Below are 16,163 nucleotides of genomic sequence, written 5' to 3'. Positions count from 1 at the left end.
AGCAGATTATTACAGACAGGGAGGAAAACAATGAAACAAATCAATAAGGTGGCTGTTCTTGGGGCGGGGGTTATGGGAGCGACCATCGCCGCCCATCTCGCTAATGCTGGTGTTCAAGTACTTCTGCTCGATATCGTACCTGGAGAAACGAACGATATTGAAAAAGCGGCGGGCCTCACGGTCAGTGACCTCAAGGTGCGTAACAGGATAGCGGCCACTGGCCTGGAAGGGCTTTTGAAGATGAAGCCGGCCCCATTCCTCATACCGAGTTACGCCTCATATCTCGAAGTTGGTAACTTCGAGGATGACATGAAGAGAATCAGGGAATGTGACTGGGTCATTGAGGTCGTTCTTGAGAACATGGCAATCAAAAAAGGCCTTTACACCGATAAGGTCGTGCCCAATCTCAGGGACGGGGCGATTCTCACCACCAATACCAGCGGTCTGTCGGTGAACGAGATGGCTAAGGCGCTTCCGGAAAACGTCCGTAAAAACTTCTTTGTCACCCACTTTTTCAATCCGCCCCGTTATATGCGGTTGATGGAAATGGTGCCGTGCGTTGACACCGATCCGGCAATATTTGCTTTCATGGCTGAATTTCTCAGCACCCGCCTTGGCAAAGGGATTGTCTATGGCAAGGACACGCCCAACTTCATTGCCAACCGCATCGGTGTCTATGCCGGAAGCAATGCGGGCAAGCACATGATTGACATGGGGCTCACCGTCGAAGAGGTTGATGCCATCTCCGGAACCGCCATGGCGCGGCCGAAAACGGCAACCTTTGCCCTCTGGGATCTGGTCGGCATCGACACCGCCGTGCGCATCGGCGCCAACACCTATGAAATCCTGGTCAACGATGACGAGCGGGAGATGTTCAAGGTGGCCGATTTCATGGTGAAGATGGTGGAGGACGGCATCACCGGCAAGAAGGTGAAAAAGGGTTTCTACAAGCGGGAGAAGGTCGAAGGCAAGGATGTGAAGTTTTACTACGATTATCTGAGTGGCGAATATAAACCGACCCAGTCGCCGAAATTTGTCTCGGTGCTCGCCACCAAGCAGCTTGACGACCCGGGGCAGCGATTAAAAACGCTAGTTAACGGTACGGACAATGCTGCCGAGTTTGCCTGGAGAACCGTGCGCGACACTTTGATCTATACTGCAAAACGGATACCGGAGATATCTGACGATATCGTCAATATTGATAACGCCATGAAGTGGGGCTACAACTGGGAGCTCGGTCCGTTTGAAATGATTGATGCATTGGGGGTCGAGGCTTTTGTTGCCCGTGCTGAAAAAGACGGCCTGGCAATTCCCGCCTGCCTGAAGCAGGCAAAGCAGTTCTACAAGATTGAAAATGGCAAGAGCTACTATTTCAGCATCATGGATAACGAGTACCGGGAAGTCACGAGGCCGGCCACCGCAATCAGTCTCTCGATGCTGAAGCGCAACAATAAGGTGCTGGAGAAGAACAGCGGCGCCTCCCTGATTGACCTTGGAGACGGCGTATTCTGTCTCGAATATCACACCAAGATGAACGCCATCGGTTCCGAGATCCTTGCCATGATTCATAAGGCAATCAAACGGACGGAAGAAGAAGGGCTTGGTCTTGTTATCGCCAACGAAGGGAGCATGTTTTCTGCCGGCGCCAACTTGATGATGCTGGCGATGGCGGTTGCCGAAGGGGCTTTTGACGATATTTCCCTCTCGGTAAAAGCCTTCCAGAAAGCGATGATGGCAATAAAATATTCTAAAATACCGGTGGTTGCTGCTCCACACAACCTTGTTATGGGCGGCGGCTGCGAGACATGTCTCCATGCGGATGCAATTATTCCCCATGCGGAAACCTATATGGGGCTGGTTGAAATAGGTGTCGGTCTGCTCCCCGGTGGAGGCGGAACCAAGGAGATGGCGATTCGGGCCATCAAACTGGCGGAAGAAAACGATGCCGATGTTACGCCGTTCATCATAAAGAACTTCCAGAACATTGCCATGGCCAAGGTCAGCATGTCTGCTGCCGAACTCTACGGCATGGGTTTCATGCGCCAGGGTGATGCCATCACGATGAATATTGATAAACGTATATATGACGCCAAACTGAAAACCATTGCGCTTGCCGCCAATTACCGGCCTGGAAAACCGTTGAACGGCCTGAAGGCACCCGGTCGCAGCGTAGCCGCCTCGATCAAGTCCCAGCTCTGGAATATGCAGCAGGGGGGATTCATCTCCGAGTACGACCAGTACCTGGCCGGCACCATAGCCGAAGTCATCACCGGCGGCGATGTCCCTGCCGGCACCCTGATCACGGAAGAATATCTACTGGAGCTCGAACGTGAAGCATTCGTAAAGTTTTGCGGTCAGAAGAAGACTCTGGAGCGCATCCAGCATATGCTCAAAACAGGGAAACCGTTGCGCAACTAATAATACACACACCACACTTATGGAGGTTATACATGAGAAACGCATATATTCTGGCCGCCTACCGCACCCCCGGCTGCCGCGCAAAAAAAGGAAAGCTGAAGGATGTCCGCCCGGATGATCTGGCTGCGGCGGCCATCAAGGGGCTGCTGGAGAGAACCGGCATAGACCCGAATGACGTTGAAGACATCATTATCGGCTGCGCCTTCCCCGAAGGGGAGCAGGGGATGAACTTCGCCCGCGTGGCGGCAATGAAGGCCGGCGTACCGGTCGAAGTTCCGGCCCAGACGGTCAACCGTTTTTGCTCTTCCGGTCTGCAGACGATCGCGACCGCTGCGGAGCGGATCATGGCCGGATTTGCCGACTGCATTATTGCCGGCGGCGCCGAGAGTATGAGCATGATTCCTATGGGGGGCTCTAAGTACAGCGCTAATCCTTCATTGATGGCCAGCTGGCCGGAGGCCTTTGCCTCAATGGGGATTACTGCCGAACTGGTGGCCGACAAGTACGGCATCAGTCGCGAAGAGCAGGATGTTTTTGCTGTTGCCAGCCATGCCAAGGCCGCCTCCGCCATCGCAGCCGGGAAATTTAAGGATGAGATCATCCCTGTTGAAGTAGAAAACTGTGCCTTGATTAATGGGAAAATGAAACGAAGCAGAGAACTGGTCGATACGGATGACGGTGTGCGCGGCGATACGACTGTCGCCGGCCTGAGCAAGCTGAAACCGGCTTTCAAGGCGACCGGCACGGTTACCGCAGGGAACACCTCCCAGATGACCGATGGCGCCGCTGCAGTGCTGGTTGTCTCTGAGGATTATCTCAAAAAGATCGGCAAAAAGGCTCTGGCCCGCTTCGTGGCATTTGCCGTCAAAGGGGTGCCGCCTGAACTGATGGGCATCGGCCCGGTGGCCGCCATTCCGGCAGCGCTGAAAATGGCCGGATTAACGCTGGACGACATCGGCCTGATCGAACTGAACGAGGCCTTTGCGGCCCAGTCCCTGGCCTGCGTCAAGGAACTGGGTATTGATCCTGCCAGAGTTAATGTGAACGGCGGGGCGATTGCCCTGGGGCATCCTCTGGGGTGCACTGGTGCCAAGCTGACTGCCAGCATACTTCAGGAAATGCAGCGCACGGATACCCGCTACGGCATAGTTTCGATGTGTATCGGCGGCGGCATGGGTGCGGCGGGGATTTTTGAGAAGGTATAACCCCCTTAATCCCCCTTTTTATAAAGGGGGAGACAAAAAAAAGTAAAACTTACAAAAAATACCGAGGTGATACCATGTCCGCAAAACTATTCAAAGGCGCTGAATATCTGATAACCGAAGCTGATAAGAACGATGTCTTTACTCCGGAGGATTTTACCGACGAGCAGCGACAGATAGGCGACACAACCGAGCAGTTCGTACTGAATGAGGTTATCCCGCATCGCGAAGCGATAGAACATCACGATCTGACGCTGACGGTAGAATTGATGAAAAAGTGCGGTGAACTGGGGCTACTGATGATCGATGCCCCCGAGGAATACGGCGGACTGGAACTGGACAAGGCCACCAGCATGCTGGCGGCAGAAAAACTGTCTCAGGCCGGATCGTTTTCGGTAACCTACTCCGCCCATACCGGCATCGGAACACTCCCGCTGGTTTATTACGGCACCAAAGCGCAGAAAGAGAAGTATCTCGACAAAATGATTTCCGGTGAGTGGATTGCGGCCTACTGCCTCACCGAGCCGGGCTCTGGTAGTGATGCGCTGGGGGCGGCGGCAACCGCCACTCTCTCCGCAGACGGGAAGCACTATATCCTCAACGGCACCAAACAGTTCATCACCAACGGTGGCATAGCAAATATTTACACCGTATTTGCCAAAATTGACAAACAGCACTTCACTGGCTTCCTGGTCGAGCGGAGTACCGAAGGCCTAAGCGTAGGGCCGGAAGAGAACAAGATGGGGGTCAGGGGTTCATCCACTACCCAGATCATCCTCCAGGACGCCAAGGTACCGGTTGAAAACCTGCTGGGGGAGATCGGCAAGGGGCACAAGATCGCCTTCAACGTCTTGAATGTTGGGCGCTTCAAGCTGGGCGCCGGCGCAACCGGTGCAGCAAAGACGGCACTAACCACCGGGATCAAGTATGCCAACGAACGCAAGGCATTCGGTGTAACTATCGGAAGCTTCGGGGCTATTCAGGAAAAGATTGCCGACATGAGCGCTGCCATTTTTGCGTCGGAATCGGTTGTCTACCGCCTGGCAGGTCTGATCGATGATCGACTTGCCACAGTCCCGAAAGATACTGCTGACTATTATGAAGCCTATCAGCAGGGAATCGAAGAATATTCCGTCGAGTGCGCTATCGCGAAGGTTTTCTGTAGCGAGGTGTTAGCAGAAGTCGTAGATTCGGTACTTCAGATTCATGGCGGTTACGGTTTCATTCAGGAATACGCCGCTGAAGGCTACTATCGCGACGAACGCATCAACCGCATCTGGGAGGGTACCAACGAGATCAACCGTCTGTTGATCCCTGGCATTATCCTCCGTCGAGCCATGAAGGGGGAAATCCCGCTGCAGAAGGAGGCCATGAAAGCCTTTGAATCCCTGATGTCGCCATCGTTTGACGAGTTGGATGATTCTGTTCCCTTTGCGACAGAAAAGGCCCTGGTAGCCAGCCTGAAACAGGCTTTCCTGGTGCTGGCCGGCAGCGGGGTGCAAAAATTCATGGATACGATTAAGGATGAGCAGGAGATCCTACTGGCCGTAGCCGATCTGGCGATCAATATCTTTGCCATCGAAAGCGCCGTATTGCGCGCCGAAAAGATCCTGCCTAAATTGAGCGAGAGCAAAAAGGCCTCGGTAAGCGCCGCCGTGAAAGTATTCACTTTCAACGGCAACGAAAAGGCGGCTTCCGCCGCACGTCGGGCCGCTTACTACATCGAGGAAGGGGATACCCTGACCATGCTGCTGGCAGGTATCCGCAGATTTACCAAGTATGATGCTACCGGACTGCTCAAGGCAAAACGCCAGCTGGCAGCCGCTTCTATTGAAGCAGATAAATTTATTTTCTAAAAAAACAGGGGCGGCCATTGCGGTCGCCCCACCTCGGAGCATCATGCTGCAGCACACTGTCCAAACCCCCTACGTCGTGGGGGAGGTACATCTTTACAGCACCGAGCTTGACGGTGGCCTTGTGCTGTTCGACACCGCCCCTCCCACGCCGGAAGGGGAAGCATGCCTGTTGAAGAACGTCGATCTCAAACGCCTGAAATACCTGTTCATTACCCATTGCCATGTGGATCACTACGGACAAGCCAACTTTATACTTCAGCATAGCGATGCAGAGGTATTCATTCCGCGCAGTGACGCCATCAAGTTTCAACGCCACGCCGAACGGATGGAGCGGATGGGTGAACTGTTGAATGGATACGGTTTTGGAGGGGATTTTTCCGTTCAATTGAGAGAATCTTTTGAACGGAACAAAATTTTCCCTGCCATACCAGAGCGATTCCGGATTGTAGAGGAGTCGGATGAACTGGCTAAACTCGGAATCAGCTATCTTGCATGTCCGGGACACTCCCAGAGTGATCTGGTTTATCTGGTCGGTGACTATGCCGTGACCGGTGACATTCTTCTCAGAAACATCTTTCAAGCCCCTCTTCTCGATACTGATCTGGAAAGCTTTGCAGGTCGCTACAGAAACTTTGATGCCTACTGCAGCTCACTACTCAACCTGATTAAACTGCGCGGAATGCGCATCATGCCGGGGCATCGCCAGTACGTCGAAGGAGTTGATGAAGTAATCCTCTTCTACGTTAAGACTCTATTGGAGCGAGCTGAACAGGTGCTCCCCTTCAGGGGCCTGGCCATCAACAAAATTATCGAGAAGATCTTCAAGGGGAGGCTGATCGAGCCGTTTTTCATCTATCTGAAGGTTTCGGAAATTGTCTTCATGCTGGATTTTCTCGAGAACCCTGAACTGCTCAAGGCATCACTAGAACAGATCGGTCTGTTTGATACGGTCAGTACACTGTATGAGGCAGTTGCGAAACGGAGAGAACTATGATTGATCCGCTTTTTGAACCAATTAGCATCAACCACATGGAGGTCAAGAACCGCATTTTCATGCCGGCCATGCACATGAACATGGCCGGGAATTATGCTGTCAGCGACCGTCTGGTTGATTTCTACGCCGAACGGGCCCGCGGCGGGGCAGGGATGATCACGGTAGGGTACGCAACGGTAGATGAACTTTCCGGCAACCCCGGCAACATCGGTGCCCACAAGGATATCTATATTCCGGGGTTAACTCGCCTGGCAACCGCTATCCGCGACAATGGCGCCCGTTCCTCAGTCCAGTTGAACCATGCCGGACGCTATAACCACTCGATGCTGATGGGTGGCAAACAGCCGGTGGCGCCTTCGGCAATCGCGTCACGCTTGACCCGCGAAACACCACATGAGCTGGATATTGAAGAAATAGAGGAGATCATCAGCCGATTTGCCCAGGCAGCAGGACGTGTCAAGGAGTCCGGATTCGATGCCGTCGAGATCCTCTCCGGTACCGGCTACCTGATCAGCGAATTTCTCTCTCCGCTCACCAATAAGCGCACCGACCTGTACGGCGGCGACTTTGACAACCGTATCCGTTTCGGACTCGAAGTTATCAAGGCCGTCCGCTCCAACGTAGGCGCCGAGTTTCCGCTGCTGGTCAGGATGAACGGCAATGAATTCATGAAGGGTGGGTCTAATCGCGCGGAACTTCAGGAGTACGCTGTGCGACTGGCGGCAGCCGGAGTCGATGCCCTCTGTATCAACGTCGGCTGGCATGAAGCACAGGTACCTCAAATCGTCACAGAAGTGCCGCGCGGCGTCTTCGGTTATCTGGCGCGAGGGATAAAAGAGCGGGTCAGTATACCGGTTATCGCCAGCCACCGCATCAACGATCCGGATCTGGCACGTGAGATGATCGCTGATGGCTACTGCGACATGGTGGCGGTCGGACGGGCTTTGATAGCCGATCCCTACTTCCCGGAAAAGGCCCGCAGCGGCCATGAAGCGGACATTGTCCATTGCGTGGCCTGTGGCCAGGGCTGTTTTGACAACCTTTTCAAGATGAAGGCGGTGGAATGCCTCTGCAATCCGCGGGCAGGATACGAACGTTCACGGGCGATTGTCAAGGCCGATAAACCTCTGGCCGTTGTCGTTGCCGGTGGAGGAGCGGCCGGCATGAGCGCGGCCATTGCCGCTGCCGAACTTGGTCACCGCGTGACGCTTCACGAGGCTGGCGACCGGCTCGGAGGACAGTTGCTGCTGGCTGGCGCTCCCCCGGGACGGGAAGAGTTTCTGGAGCTGGCCGCTGATCTGGAACGGCAGGTAGAGTTATCCGGCGCGACAGTAGTATTCAACTCCAGAGTTGACGGGCAGTTGCTGAAAGATGCCCGTCCGGATGCGGTGATTCTCGCTACCGGTGGCCGATCGATAACCCCATCTATTCCGGGTGTAGATCTGCCGCACGTTGTCCAGGCCTGGGATGTGTTGGCTGGGGAAGTTATGACCGGCAGACGGGTGGTCGTGATCGGTGGCGGTGCGGTCGGTATTGAAACCGCGCTGCTGCTGGCGGAGAAAGGCACTCTTTCCGGAGAGGCACTCAAGTTTCTGCTGGTCCATGCTGCCGAACCGGTCGAAGAGCTGTACGGACTGGCAACCCATGGCAGCAAGGCTGTCACCATAATCGAAATGCTGGATGAACTGGGCAAAAACTTCGGCAAGAGTACTCGATGGGGCATGATGCAGGATGTGGAGCGCTATGGTGTCAAGACCCGCGCCACGGCCAAAGTAATTGAGATCACAGCTGATTGCGTCAGGATAGAGTGCGAAGGTCAGCTCGAAGATATTTCGGCCGATTCGGTTGTGCTGGCTGTCGGTACACGCGCACACAATCCGCTCCAGGAACTGGCAGTTGCCAGCGGCATTCCGTTTCGTGTCGTTGGAGACGCCCAGCAGCCCGCCATGGTTTTTGACGCAGTTCATCAAGGCTTTACAGCCGGTCGCGAGATCTGCTGAACTTACGACAAAGGGGAATTATTATGAGAAATATATTCGCAGCAATTATTATGACAGCCTTTTTTGCCACTCCGTCTTTCGCTCTGGAAGTAGCCGGAGTAAAGCTGGACCAGACCGTGATCGTAAATAGTCAGCAACTGAAATTGAACGGGGCTGGCATCAGAAAAAAATTATTCTTGAAGATTTATATCGGGTCACTCTATTCAGCCAGGCAGCTTTCCAGTGCGGCGGCTGCACTGAGTGACGGCGGAGATAAACTGATCAGGATGAATTTCCTTCACTCAAAAGTTGATAAAGAAAAAATCACTGAAGCCTTCAGAGAGGGTTTTGCCAACAATTCACCGGACCTCATCGCTTCTCCCGAAGTCAAGAGGTTTTTGGCTCTTTTTACGGCAGATTTTATTAAAGGGGATGTTGTTGACCTGGCACTTTCCGCAGATGGCAGCGTAACGGCAAGCCACAACGGCAAGACATTGGGAACAGTGGCATCTACCAAGCTGGCGAAAGGGGTTCTTGCCATCTATCTGGGCGAAAAACCGGCTGACGACTCATTGAAAAAAGGGATGTTAGGTAAATAATCACAAAAAGTACTTTGCGTTTAACGAATCAAGTCGTAAGAAACTTCAGTTTTTTTTTCTATGGCACAAACTTTATCAATACCCATAGAGATCCGTCAACTGACATCAATATCTACGAATATGTGAACAGTGTTGTCTGTTTTACCAATCTTGAATCGGTTCGTACTGGCCAGAATTGGTTCATCCACTTTAATTTAGAATATTGGCTCCACGACGGCGCAAAGAAAACCTATGCAACTGCCCGCACAACAGTGGTCTGCTTCGATAATGTGAAGAAAGTCACCATTCCAATGCCTGAATGCATCAGTAAATTAGCCTGAGATGTAATATAGAGGAGAATAATTAATGAGCAGTGCCAGCGCAAACGATCTGATTCAAACAGACCTTCAGGATGGGGTTTTAACCGTAAAAATAAATCGTCCAGAGAAAAAGAATGCACTGAATGTTGCCATGTATGGAGCTCTTGCAGATGCACTGGAGCGTGCCGATGAAGATCCGGCTATTCGGGTTGTTCTGCTCTGCGGTTGCGATGACTGTTTTACCAGCGGCAATGATATCGCCGATTTTGTCAACTTTCCGCCGAGCGGGCCGGACAGCCCGGTTCTCCGCTTTCTAAATGCCATCACACTGGCGGTAAAACCGATCATTGCCGCTGTCAGCGGCTCTGCCGTAGGGGTTGGAACGACCCTGCTGCTGCATTGCGATCTGGTGTATGCCGCCGATACGGCAGTTTTTCAGATGCCGTTTGTCGCTCTAGGGCTATGTCCCGAAGCGGGATCGACCCTGCTGCTGCCGCAGTTGATGGGGCATCAGCGTGCTTCTGAATTGTTGTTGCTCGGTGAATTGTTTACAGCCCCACGAGCCGAGCAGCTTGGAATTGTCACAGCGGTGCTACCGCAGGCGGATCTCCTTCAAACCTCGCGAGCCAAGGCTCTTCAGCTGGCGGCGCAACCTGCTGCTGCGGTTCGCCTGACCAAATCACTCCTTAAAAGGGGGAATGCCGGGAAGATCCAGGAAACTATGATGTTTGAAATACGCTGCTTTTTGGAGCGGCTTAACTCTCCTGAAGCCCGTGAGGCGTTGCAGGCATTCATGGAGCGGCGCAAGCCGGATTTTACGAAATTTGAGTAGTTACGGTAACCCGGCCCGACTGATCTTAGTCGGGCCTTTTTCTCCTGATATAGAGCACCTTCTTTACGTTAGCCACCAGATCTCCCTGCTCATCTATTATCTTAACGGTAAACTCCGGCAGATACTTGTTCCCGTCGGCGATCCTCTCCCTGATGACAGCCAGCTCTTCTTCGCTTATCGTGAAGATTGCCTTCACCGTTCCCCTGCCCGGTTTAACGAAGTCGATAGTCGCCGCTTTGTCCCAGATGACATACTCCTTGCCGAGCAGCTGCATCAGCAACAGCATCAGGTGCGGGTCGGTCATTGCATACAGGCTCCCTCCAAAATGAGTGCCAGCAGCATTTCTGTTGTACCAACTCAAGCGCATGGCAACGTGCAGCTCGCGCCAGTCCTCTCGTATATACGTGATTTTTACGCCGGCGCCTAGAAAAGGTGGGAAAATATTCATTGCAAACTTGGCAAGCCATGGTGAGATCTTCATTGATTTTTTCTCCGGCACCCTTTGCCATAGGCGTGGTGGTTCATTGTCCAGTCACCAGCACCACCTTGCCGGTTGTCTGGCGTGCCATCAGTGCGTTTAACGCATCTGATGCATTCTCCAACGGATATACTGCCGATATGTGTGGTTTTAGTTTTCCCTCCATGAGCCAGGCAAAAAGCTGTTGCATGTTCGCCTGATTCTCCCGCTTCTGACGCATAGCGAACTCTCCCCAGAAGACTCCGAAGATGGAGCAGCCTTTGAGAAGCGGCAGGTTTAGTGGGACTTTTGGAATGGAGCCGGCAGCGAAGCCGACAGCCAGGTAACGGCCATTCCAGGCCATAAGTCTGAGTGCCGGTTCGGCAAAATCGCCGCCTACCGGGTCATAGACGACATCAACCCCTTTGCTGTCGGTAAGTTTCTTGATCTGGTCACGCCAGTCATCATGCTGGTAATTGATCAGTTCGTCGGCACCATGGCTGCGGCAGACATCCAGTTTGACATCAATTGAGGCCGCTGCAATGACACGTGCTCCCATGATTTTGGCAATCTCGACCGCCGCAAGGCCTACACCGCCGGCAGCGCCGAGGACCAGCAGGGTTTCACCGGCCTTTAGTTGGGCACGGTCGTTGAGTGCATGGTACGAGGTGCCGTAGGCCATGGCGAACGAGGCGGCTATGGTGAAGTCGAGTGCCGGAGGGATAGGGATGACCTTGTAGGCATCGGTCACCACTTCTTCCGCAAACCCACCCCAGCCGGTGAATGCAATGACATGGTCTCCCGGCTTCACATGGCTGACCTGAGCGCCTATCTCCGTTACGATGCCGGCCAGTTCGCTTCCGGGCGAGAATGGCATCTCCGGCTTGAACTGGTAGTTTCCCTGAATGATGAGAGTATCGGGGAAATTAACACCGCATGCTTTAACGCGGATCAATACCTCTTTCGGTCCCGGTTGCGGCGAAGGGATCTCCTCGATCATGAGGGTGTCTGGAAGGCCGTGAGATTTACAGAGAACGGCTTTCATTGGTTTGTCTCCTTGAAATTTCGGTTATGTCTGACTGACCAGCGCTTATTCTCCCGGAGCTGGTGAAATCTGAACTATGAGTTTTCCTTTATTTGTGCCATTGAATAGGCGGTTGATCGCAATGGGCGCTTCTTCCAATCCCTGTACCAGGTCGATGCGGTAGGTGAGCTTGCCTTCCCGGTACCAGTTAGAAAAATCACCGATCATTTCTTTTACCCGCTTGCCAAAATCTGTGGCGATGAAGCCCTGGATCTTTAGTCTTTTTGATATTACCATGGCAAAGTTGTATGGTCCCGGCACTGGTTCTGTAGCGTTGTACTGAGAAATGAGGCCACAGACCACCACCCTCCCAAAGGTGTTCATTACTGATAATGTGGTGTCGAGGATGTCGCCGCCGACGTTATCGAAGTAGATGTCGACCCCTTGCGGGCAGGCTTCTTTCAGCTGTTTGCGTAGATCTCCGCTGGTATGGTTAATGGCGGCGTCAAAACCGAGTTCCTTGACCAGCCACTCACATTTGGCTGCGGAGCCGGCAATGCCGACTACGCGGAGACCCTTGATTTTGCCGATTTGACCCACCAGTGAACCGACTGATCCGGCGGCGCCCGATACAAGCAACGTTTCGCCCTCCTTCGGTTGACCGATCTCCAGAAGGCCAAAATATGATGTCATTCCCGCCAGCCCGAAAAGCCCCAGATTGGCGGTGAGAGGTAATGGGCTGGGCGGCAAAAGAGTGATCCCGTCACCACTGGATACAAAGTATTCCTGCCATCCCAGCATCCCCTGGACTGTGTCGCCGACGGCGAATTTGGCATTTTTAGACTCTTCTACAATGCCTATTGCCAAGCCGCGCATGGTTTCGCCGATTTTAACAGGTGGAATGTACGAGGGACGATCAATCAGCCAACCGCGCATTGCGGGGTCAAGAGACAAATAGACAATGCGGATCAGCAATTGGTTGTCAGCCAGAGCCGGAATGTGCTCGACTGCCAGTGTGAAATCCGAAGGTCTAATCATACCCTCGGGGCGGGCTGCAAGCAGCCATTGGCGGTTGGTGATGGACATGAATTGGCCTCCTCGTTTATTAAATTGGTAGCAGCGTTGGTTGCCGATCCAGCAGGATGTCGTCCATCCTGGTGCGGATACCAGCCTTGGTCTGCGGGTGGGTAATGATGTAGAACTTCTCGTCCCGAATCGCTGCAAACACGGCTTCGGCAATCTCTCCCGGCTCCATGCCGGCCTGTACCGCCTTGAACATGGACATGCCGGTCTCTGCCGTCACCTTGTCGAGCTTTGCCAGATTGATCCTCTCATCGGCAGGGCGATGACGCTCCGCTTCGGCAATGCGCGTCTTGACCCAGGCGGGGCATAGCACCGAGACCTTGATTTTGGCCTGTCGCAGAGTCAGGTCGTGATGCAGTCCTTCCGACAGGGTCACGACCCCGAATTTGCTGACGTTGTAGGCTGCCATGGACGGCTCCGACAACATCCCGGCAATTGAAGCGGTGTTGATGACATGCCCTTCCTCTCCCTTTTCCAGCATTCGTGGGATGAAGGAACGCAGGCCGTTGGTGACCCCGTAGAGGTTGACCCCCATTACCCACTCCCAGTCATTCTGTGTCGTTTCCCAGGCATTTTTAGCCATGGCTACACCTGCGTTATTGACGAGCAGGTGGACGTCACCGAAAGTGTCAAAAGCGAGTGAAGCCAGAGCTTCGACCTGGTCTGCCTGTGAAACGTCCACTTTAAGGCCTACGGCGGCAGTTCCGCCAGCGGTCAGTTCGTTGACGAGCCGGTCCAGTTTGCCTGTATCGATATCTGCCAGTACCAGTTTCATCCCCTCTGCCGAAGCTTTCATGGTGATGGCCTTGCCGATTCCATCGGCAGCGCCGGTGATGACGGCGACTTTGTTGTGCAGATTTTGCATTGTATTCTCCTTATTATGCAAGTAGATAGCCGCCATCAACCGGGATGCAGCTGCCGGTTGTGTAACTCGCCGCTGATGATGCCAGATAGAGAACTGCACCCGCCATTTCGTCCGGTTGGGCGACCCGGTTCATCGGAATATGTTGCAGTGCCTGTTTGAGAATGACCGGATTCTTCACCAGGGTGGCGGCAAATTTGGTGTCAGTGGCTCCCGGCAACAGTGCGTTGACCCGCACCCCGTCCGGTGCGCACTCCTTGGCAAATGCCTTGGTCATGGAGATGACCGCCGCCTTGGTGATGGAATATATTCCCTGCATTGGGCCGGGTATGACACCATTGACCGAGGCCACGTTAATGATTGATCCACCGCCGTTTTTGGTCATCAGCCTGGCGCCGTTCGAACACATGAAGAAATACCCGCGGATGTTGACATCGACGGTCTTCTGGAAAGCAGCAGCATCGGTCTCGACGATTGGGCCGAAGTATGGATTTGCTGCAGCATTGTTTACCAGGATGTCGAGTCGACCGTACTGGCTGGTAACCTGGGCGAAAAGAGCATCAATCTGCTCCAGTTCACCGATGTGGCACGGGATTACTGAAGCGGTACCGCCCGCCGCAATGATCGCATCAGCCACCGTGCGGCAATCTTCCGCCTTGCGGCTGGAAACAACGACGTGGGCGCCGTGGGTGGCGAGAAGTTTGGCAATTGATTCACCGATACCCCGGCTGGCGCCGGTAACTACCGCAATTTTGCCGTTCAAGTCAAAGGGATGTGTTGTACTCATGGAAGCCTCCTGTTTTTGTTGCTTCAGATTGTTGGTGTCTGGAACTCAGCGATAGGTGATCAGTTCCGGTTGCTTCAACCGCTCCAGGTGCGCGTGGTTGTTGACGTAGCTCAGGCTGATCCGCCCCGGCTGGTGCAATAGTTTGGTTATACCGGTGTTTACCAGCGTCCAGTTCAGTTCGAAAATTCGTTCGTCCGGAATGGCAAGCAGCCCCTGGACAATTGCCGTAATCGATCCGCCGGAGGTGAAGATCCAGGCATCTTGCCCTGTGTCAGTCGCCTCAATCAGCCGCTTGAGTGCCGTCGTCACCCGTTCGCGGAAGGCGGCAAAGGATTCGGCGTAATCTGTGTCGTGCCGGCCGCTGATCCAGCGGGCGACGGCCTGGGAGAAAATCTGTTGGAACTCCCGGCGAGGATTGCCGGCTTGGGCCAGAAATTGTTTCAGAGCCTGGGGTGCAGCGAATTCCGGCCGATGGCGAACGAGAACTTCGTGGTGGTCAAATTCGTTAAAACCGGCATCCGCCTGCCAGTTTTCCTCTGCCGGAGTGGAGCAGAGCATGCTGCAAGCTGCGGCGCTTTGCCGGTGGCGCTTCTGCGTCCCCGTGGCAATGGCTGCGACGCTCAGTCCGCAATCGTTGATCCATTTCCCGAGATGTCCGGCCTGTACCTGTCCCAAGGGCGAGAGCTGATCATAATCGTCTGCGCCAAAACTGGCCTGGCCATGTCGGACGAGATATATTACCCCCATGTTTGCCTCGCTGTTGCGTTATTCATGGCTGATCCTTTCGTGATATTTCCTTGCCAGTAGAGGCAGAAAGGCGTGCAGGTCGTCAATGACGATATAGTCCGCTGCTGAAAAAATTGCCGCATGCGGATCGCTATTGATTGCCACAATACAGTCTGCCCCTTTCATCCCTGACAGATGCTGCTGCGAACCTGAAATGCCGCACGCCATGTAGAGCTTCGGTGTAACAGTCTTACCGGATACGCCGATCTGGCGGGAGTACGGTAGCCACTTCACATCGCAGAGAGGTCTGGACGCACCGATGGCGGCATTGGAAAACAGGCGGGCAACATCTTCCAGCAGGGAAAGATGTTCTCTCTTGCCGATTCCCCTCCCTGCCGCAATGACCACATCCGCATCTTCGAGTTTGGCGCCACTCTCCGTTTCCCTGCGGACCTCAGTCGGAATATAGGCAGCAGTCGTGCATGAATAGCACCTCCGGAAGAGTGAAACGTTGCGTCCTGCCGCGTCCCGCAGCTCCTCCGGCACACAAAATGATCCGGAAAGAATGGTCAGAATTGTATGATGTGTGGTTGGCCGGACGCTCTGAATGAACTTTCCATTGGCAATCCTGCGCTGGAAGGTTGTGTCCTCGTCTGCAGCTATGTAAGATTCCACGGCAGTTATGCAGGTAGCACCGAGCGCAACTGAAAGTGATGAAGCTGTCTGGCAATTTTGCATTGTATGGAGGAAACAGATGAGCTTCGGACCGAATTCGGCCATCGTTCCCAGGAGCATCTGCCGCATCAATTCGGGATTTGGGTAATAAAGATGCTCATGTTCGCAGACGACAACAGCCAGGCCGTACCTTTGTGCGAGTACATTGCCAAGCCATTCGACGTCTCTGCCCGGAAGAAACAGCACTGTGCGGGAATTGTCGCCACCGTTGAAGGCCTCGGCAAAGGCGATCAGTTCGAGGCTTTGAACGCTCAGCCGGTTTTCGATAGTGTCAAGTACCAGCAATGTATCGTACTTCATACTCATTGCG

The 16,163-nt window shown here is 53.8% G+C and carries 14 protein-coding genes; 7 read left to right on the top strand and 7 right to left on the bottom strand.

Annotated features, from left to right (window positions below; translation table 11 throughout):
* Nucleotides 1–30 precede the first annotated feature (30 nt).
* From ACOCF6_RS11525 to ACOCF6_RS11495, 7 genes are all read left to right on the top strand, one after another.
* Complete coding sequence (locus tag ACOCF6_RS11525; protein WP_482460524.1) at nt 31–2,418, top strand: 3-hydroxyacyl-CoA dehydrogenase/enoyl-CoA hydratase family protein; 2,388 nt, start codon at nt 31–33, stop codon at nt 2,416–2,418.
* A 32-nt stretch (nt 2,419–2,450) separates the two neighbouring features.
* Nucleotides 2,451–3,623 (top strand): thiolase family protein, encoded by a 1,173-nt coding sequence (locus ACOCF6_RS11520; protein ID WP_482460523.1) that lies wholly within the window; start codon nt 2,451–2,453, stop codon nt 3,621–3,623.
* Nucleotides 3,624–3,697: 74 nt separating this feature from the next.
* Nucleotides 3,698–5,476: an acyl-CoA dehydrogenase family protein gene (locus tag ACOCF6_RS11515; RefSeq protein WP_482460522.1), complete on the top strand. Its 1,779-nt coding sequence runs from the start codon at nt 3,698–3,700 to the stop codon at nt 5,474–5,476.
* A 43-nt stretch (nt 5,477–5,519) separates the two neighbouring features.
* Nucleotides 5,520–6,470, top strand: coding sequence for an MBL fold metallo-hydrolase (locus tag ACOCF6_RS11510; protein WP_482460521.1), 951 nt, complete (start codon nt 5,520–5,522; stop codon nt 6,468–6,470).
* On the top strand, nt 6,467–8,470 hold the full coding sequence (locus ACOCF6_RS11505; RefSeq protein WP_482460520.1) for an oxidoreductase: 2,004 nt from the start codon (nt 6,467–6,469) through the stop codon (nt 8,468–8,470). The genes ACOCF6_RS11510 and ACOCF6_RS11505 overlap by 4 nt, the downstream gene beginning before the upstream one ends.
* A gap of 23 nt (nt 8,471–8,493) precedes the next feature.
* A complete protein-coding gene (locus ACOCF6_RS11500; RefSeq protein WP_482460519.1) occupies nt 8,494–9,048 on the top strand; it encodes a chalcone isomerase family protein in 555 nt (184 codons plus the stop codon).
* A 345-nt stretch (nt 9,049–9,393) separates the two neighbouring features.
* On the top strand, nt 9,394–10,179 hold the full coding sequence (locus ACOCF6_RS11495; RefSeq protein ID WP_482460518.1) for an enoyl-CoA hydratase: 786 nt from the start codon (nt 9,394–9,396) through the stop codon (nt 10,177–10,179).
* A 25-nt stretch (nt 10,180–10,204) separates the two neighbouring features.
* On the opposite strand, the gene ACOCF6_RS11490 is transcribed toward ACOCF6_RS11495, so the two are convergent.
* Genes ACOCF6_RS11490 through ACOCF6_RS11460 form a run of 7 tightly spaced genes read right to left on the bottom strand, consistent with a single transcriptional unit; the run spans nt 10,205 to nt 16,159 of the window.
* Nucleotides 10,205–10,660 carry a DUF4442 domain-containing protein gene (locus ACOCF6_RS11490; RefSeq protein ID WP_482460517.1) on the bottom strand — a complete coding sequence of 152 codons (456 nt, stop codon included), beginning with the start codon at nt 10,658–10,660 and terminating at the stop codon, nt 10,205–10,207.
* 40 nt (nt 10,661–10,700) lie between these two features.
* Entirely contained in the window at nt 10,701–11,681 is a 981-nt protein-coding gene (locus ACOCF6_RS11485) for an NADPH:quinone oxidoreductase family protein (protein WP_482460516.1), read from the bottom strand.
* 45 nt (nt 11,682–11,726) lie between these two features.
* Nucleotides 11,727–12,746, bottom strand: a complete 1,020-nt coding sequence (locus ACOCF6_RS11480) for an NADP-dependent oxidoreductase (protein WP_482460515.1) — start codon at nt 12,744–12,746, stop codon at nt 11,727–11,729.
* A gap of 19 nt (nt 12,747–12,765) precedes the next feature.
* The gene (locus ACOCF6_RS11475; protein WP_482460514.1) at nt 12,766–13,608 is read right to left on the bottom strand and encodes an SDR family NAD(P)-dependent oxidoreductase; all 843 of its coding nucleotides are present in this window, start codon (nt 13,606–13,608) and stop codon (nt 12,766–12,768) included.
* A 13-nt stretch (nt 13,609–13,621) separates the two neighbouring features.
* A complete protein-coding gene (locus ACOCF6_RS11470; RefSeq protein ID WP_482460513.1) occupies nt 13,622–14,392 on the bottom strand; it encodes an SDR family oxidoreductase in 771 nt (256 codons plus the stop codon).
* A 45-nt stretch (nt 14,393–14,437) separates the two neighbouring features.
* Complete coding sequence (locus tag ACOCF6_RS11465; RefSeq protein WP_482460512.1) at nt 14,438–15,139, bottom strand: histidine phosphatase family protein; 702 nt, start codon at nt 15,137–15,139, stop codon at nt 14,438–14,440.
* Between the two features lie 18 nt (nt 15,140–15,157).
* A complete protein-coding gene (locus ACOCF6_RS11460) occupies nt 15,158–16,159 on the bottom strand; it encodes an electron transfer flavoprotein subunit alpha/FixB family protein (protein WP_482460511.1) in 1,002 nt (333 codons plus the stop codon).
* Nucleotides 16,160–16,163 lie beyond the last annotated feature (4 nt).

The sequence above is a fragment of the Geobacter psychrophilus genome (assembly GCF_056821595.1).
The sequence above is the reverse complement of the archived record's forward strand: the minus strand, read 5'-3'. Positions and strand labels throughout refer to the sequence as shown.

Bases quoted from the DNA above. Each gene is read 5' to 3' on its own strand.
- ACOCF6_RS11525 (WP_482460524.1), top strand. From the start codon at position 31: ATGAAACAAATCAATAAGGTGGCTGTTCTTGGGGCGGGGGTTATGGGA.
- ACOCF6_RS11520 (WP_482460523.1), top strand. From the start codon at position 2,451: ATGAGAAACGCATATATTCTGGCCGCCTACCGCACCCCCGGCTGCCGC.
- ACOCF6_RS11515 (WP_482460522.1), top strand. From the start codon at position 3,698: ATGTCCGCAAAACTATTCAAAGGCGCTGAATATCTGATAACCGAAGCT.
- ACOCF6_RS11510 (WP_482460521.1), top strand. From the start codon at position 5,520: ATGCTGCAGCACACTGTCCAAACCCCCTACGTCGTGGGGGAGGTACAT.
- ACOCF6_RS11505 (WP_482460520.1), top strand. From the start codon at position 6,467: ATGATTGATCCGCTTTTTGAACCAATTAGCATCAACCACATGGAGGTC.
- ACOCF6_RS11500 (WP_482460519.1), top strand. From the start codon at position 8,494: ATGAGAAATATATTCGCAGCAATTATTATGACAGCCTTTTTTGCCACT.
- ACOCF6_RS11495 (WP_482460518.1), top strand. From the start codon at position 9,394: ATGAGCAGTGCCAGCGCAAACGATCTGATTCAAACAGACCTTCAGGAT.
- ACOCF6_RS11490 (WP_482460517.1), bottom strand. From the start codon at position 10,660: ATGAAGATCTCACCATGGCTTGCCAAGTTTGCAATGAATATTTTCCCA.
- ACOCF6_RS11485 (WP_482460516.1), bottom strand. From the start codon at position 11,681: ATGAAAGCCGTTCTCTGTAAATCTCACGGCCTTCCAGACACCCTCATG.
- ACOCF6_RS11480 (WP_482460515.1), bottom strand. From the start codon at position 12,746: ATGTCCATCACCAACCGCCAATGGCTGCTTGCAGCCCGCCCCGAGGGT.
- ACOCF6_RS11475 (WP_482460514.1), bottom strand. From the start codon at position 13,608: ATGCAAAATCTGCACAACAAAGTCGCCGTCATCACCGGCGCTGCCGAT.
- ACOCF6_RS11470 (WP_482460513.1), bottom strand. From the start codon at position 14,392: ATGAGTACAACACATCCCTTTGACTTGAACGGCAAAATTGCGGTAGTT.
- ACOCF6_RS11465 (WP_482460512.1), bottom strand. From the start codon at position 15,139: ATGGGGGTAATATATCTCGTCCGACATGGCCAGGCCAGTTTTGGCGCA.
- ACOCF6_RS11460 (WP_482460511.1), bottom strand. From the start codon at position 16,159: ATGAGTATGAAGTACGATACATTGCTGGTACTTGACACTATCGAAAAC.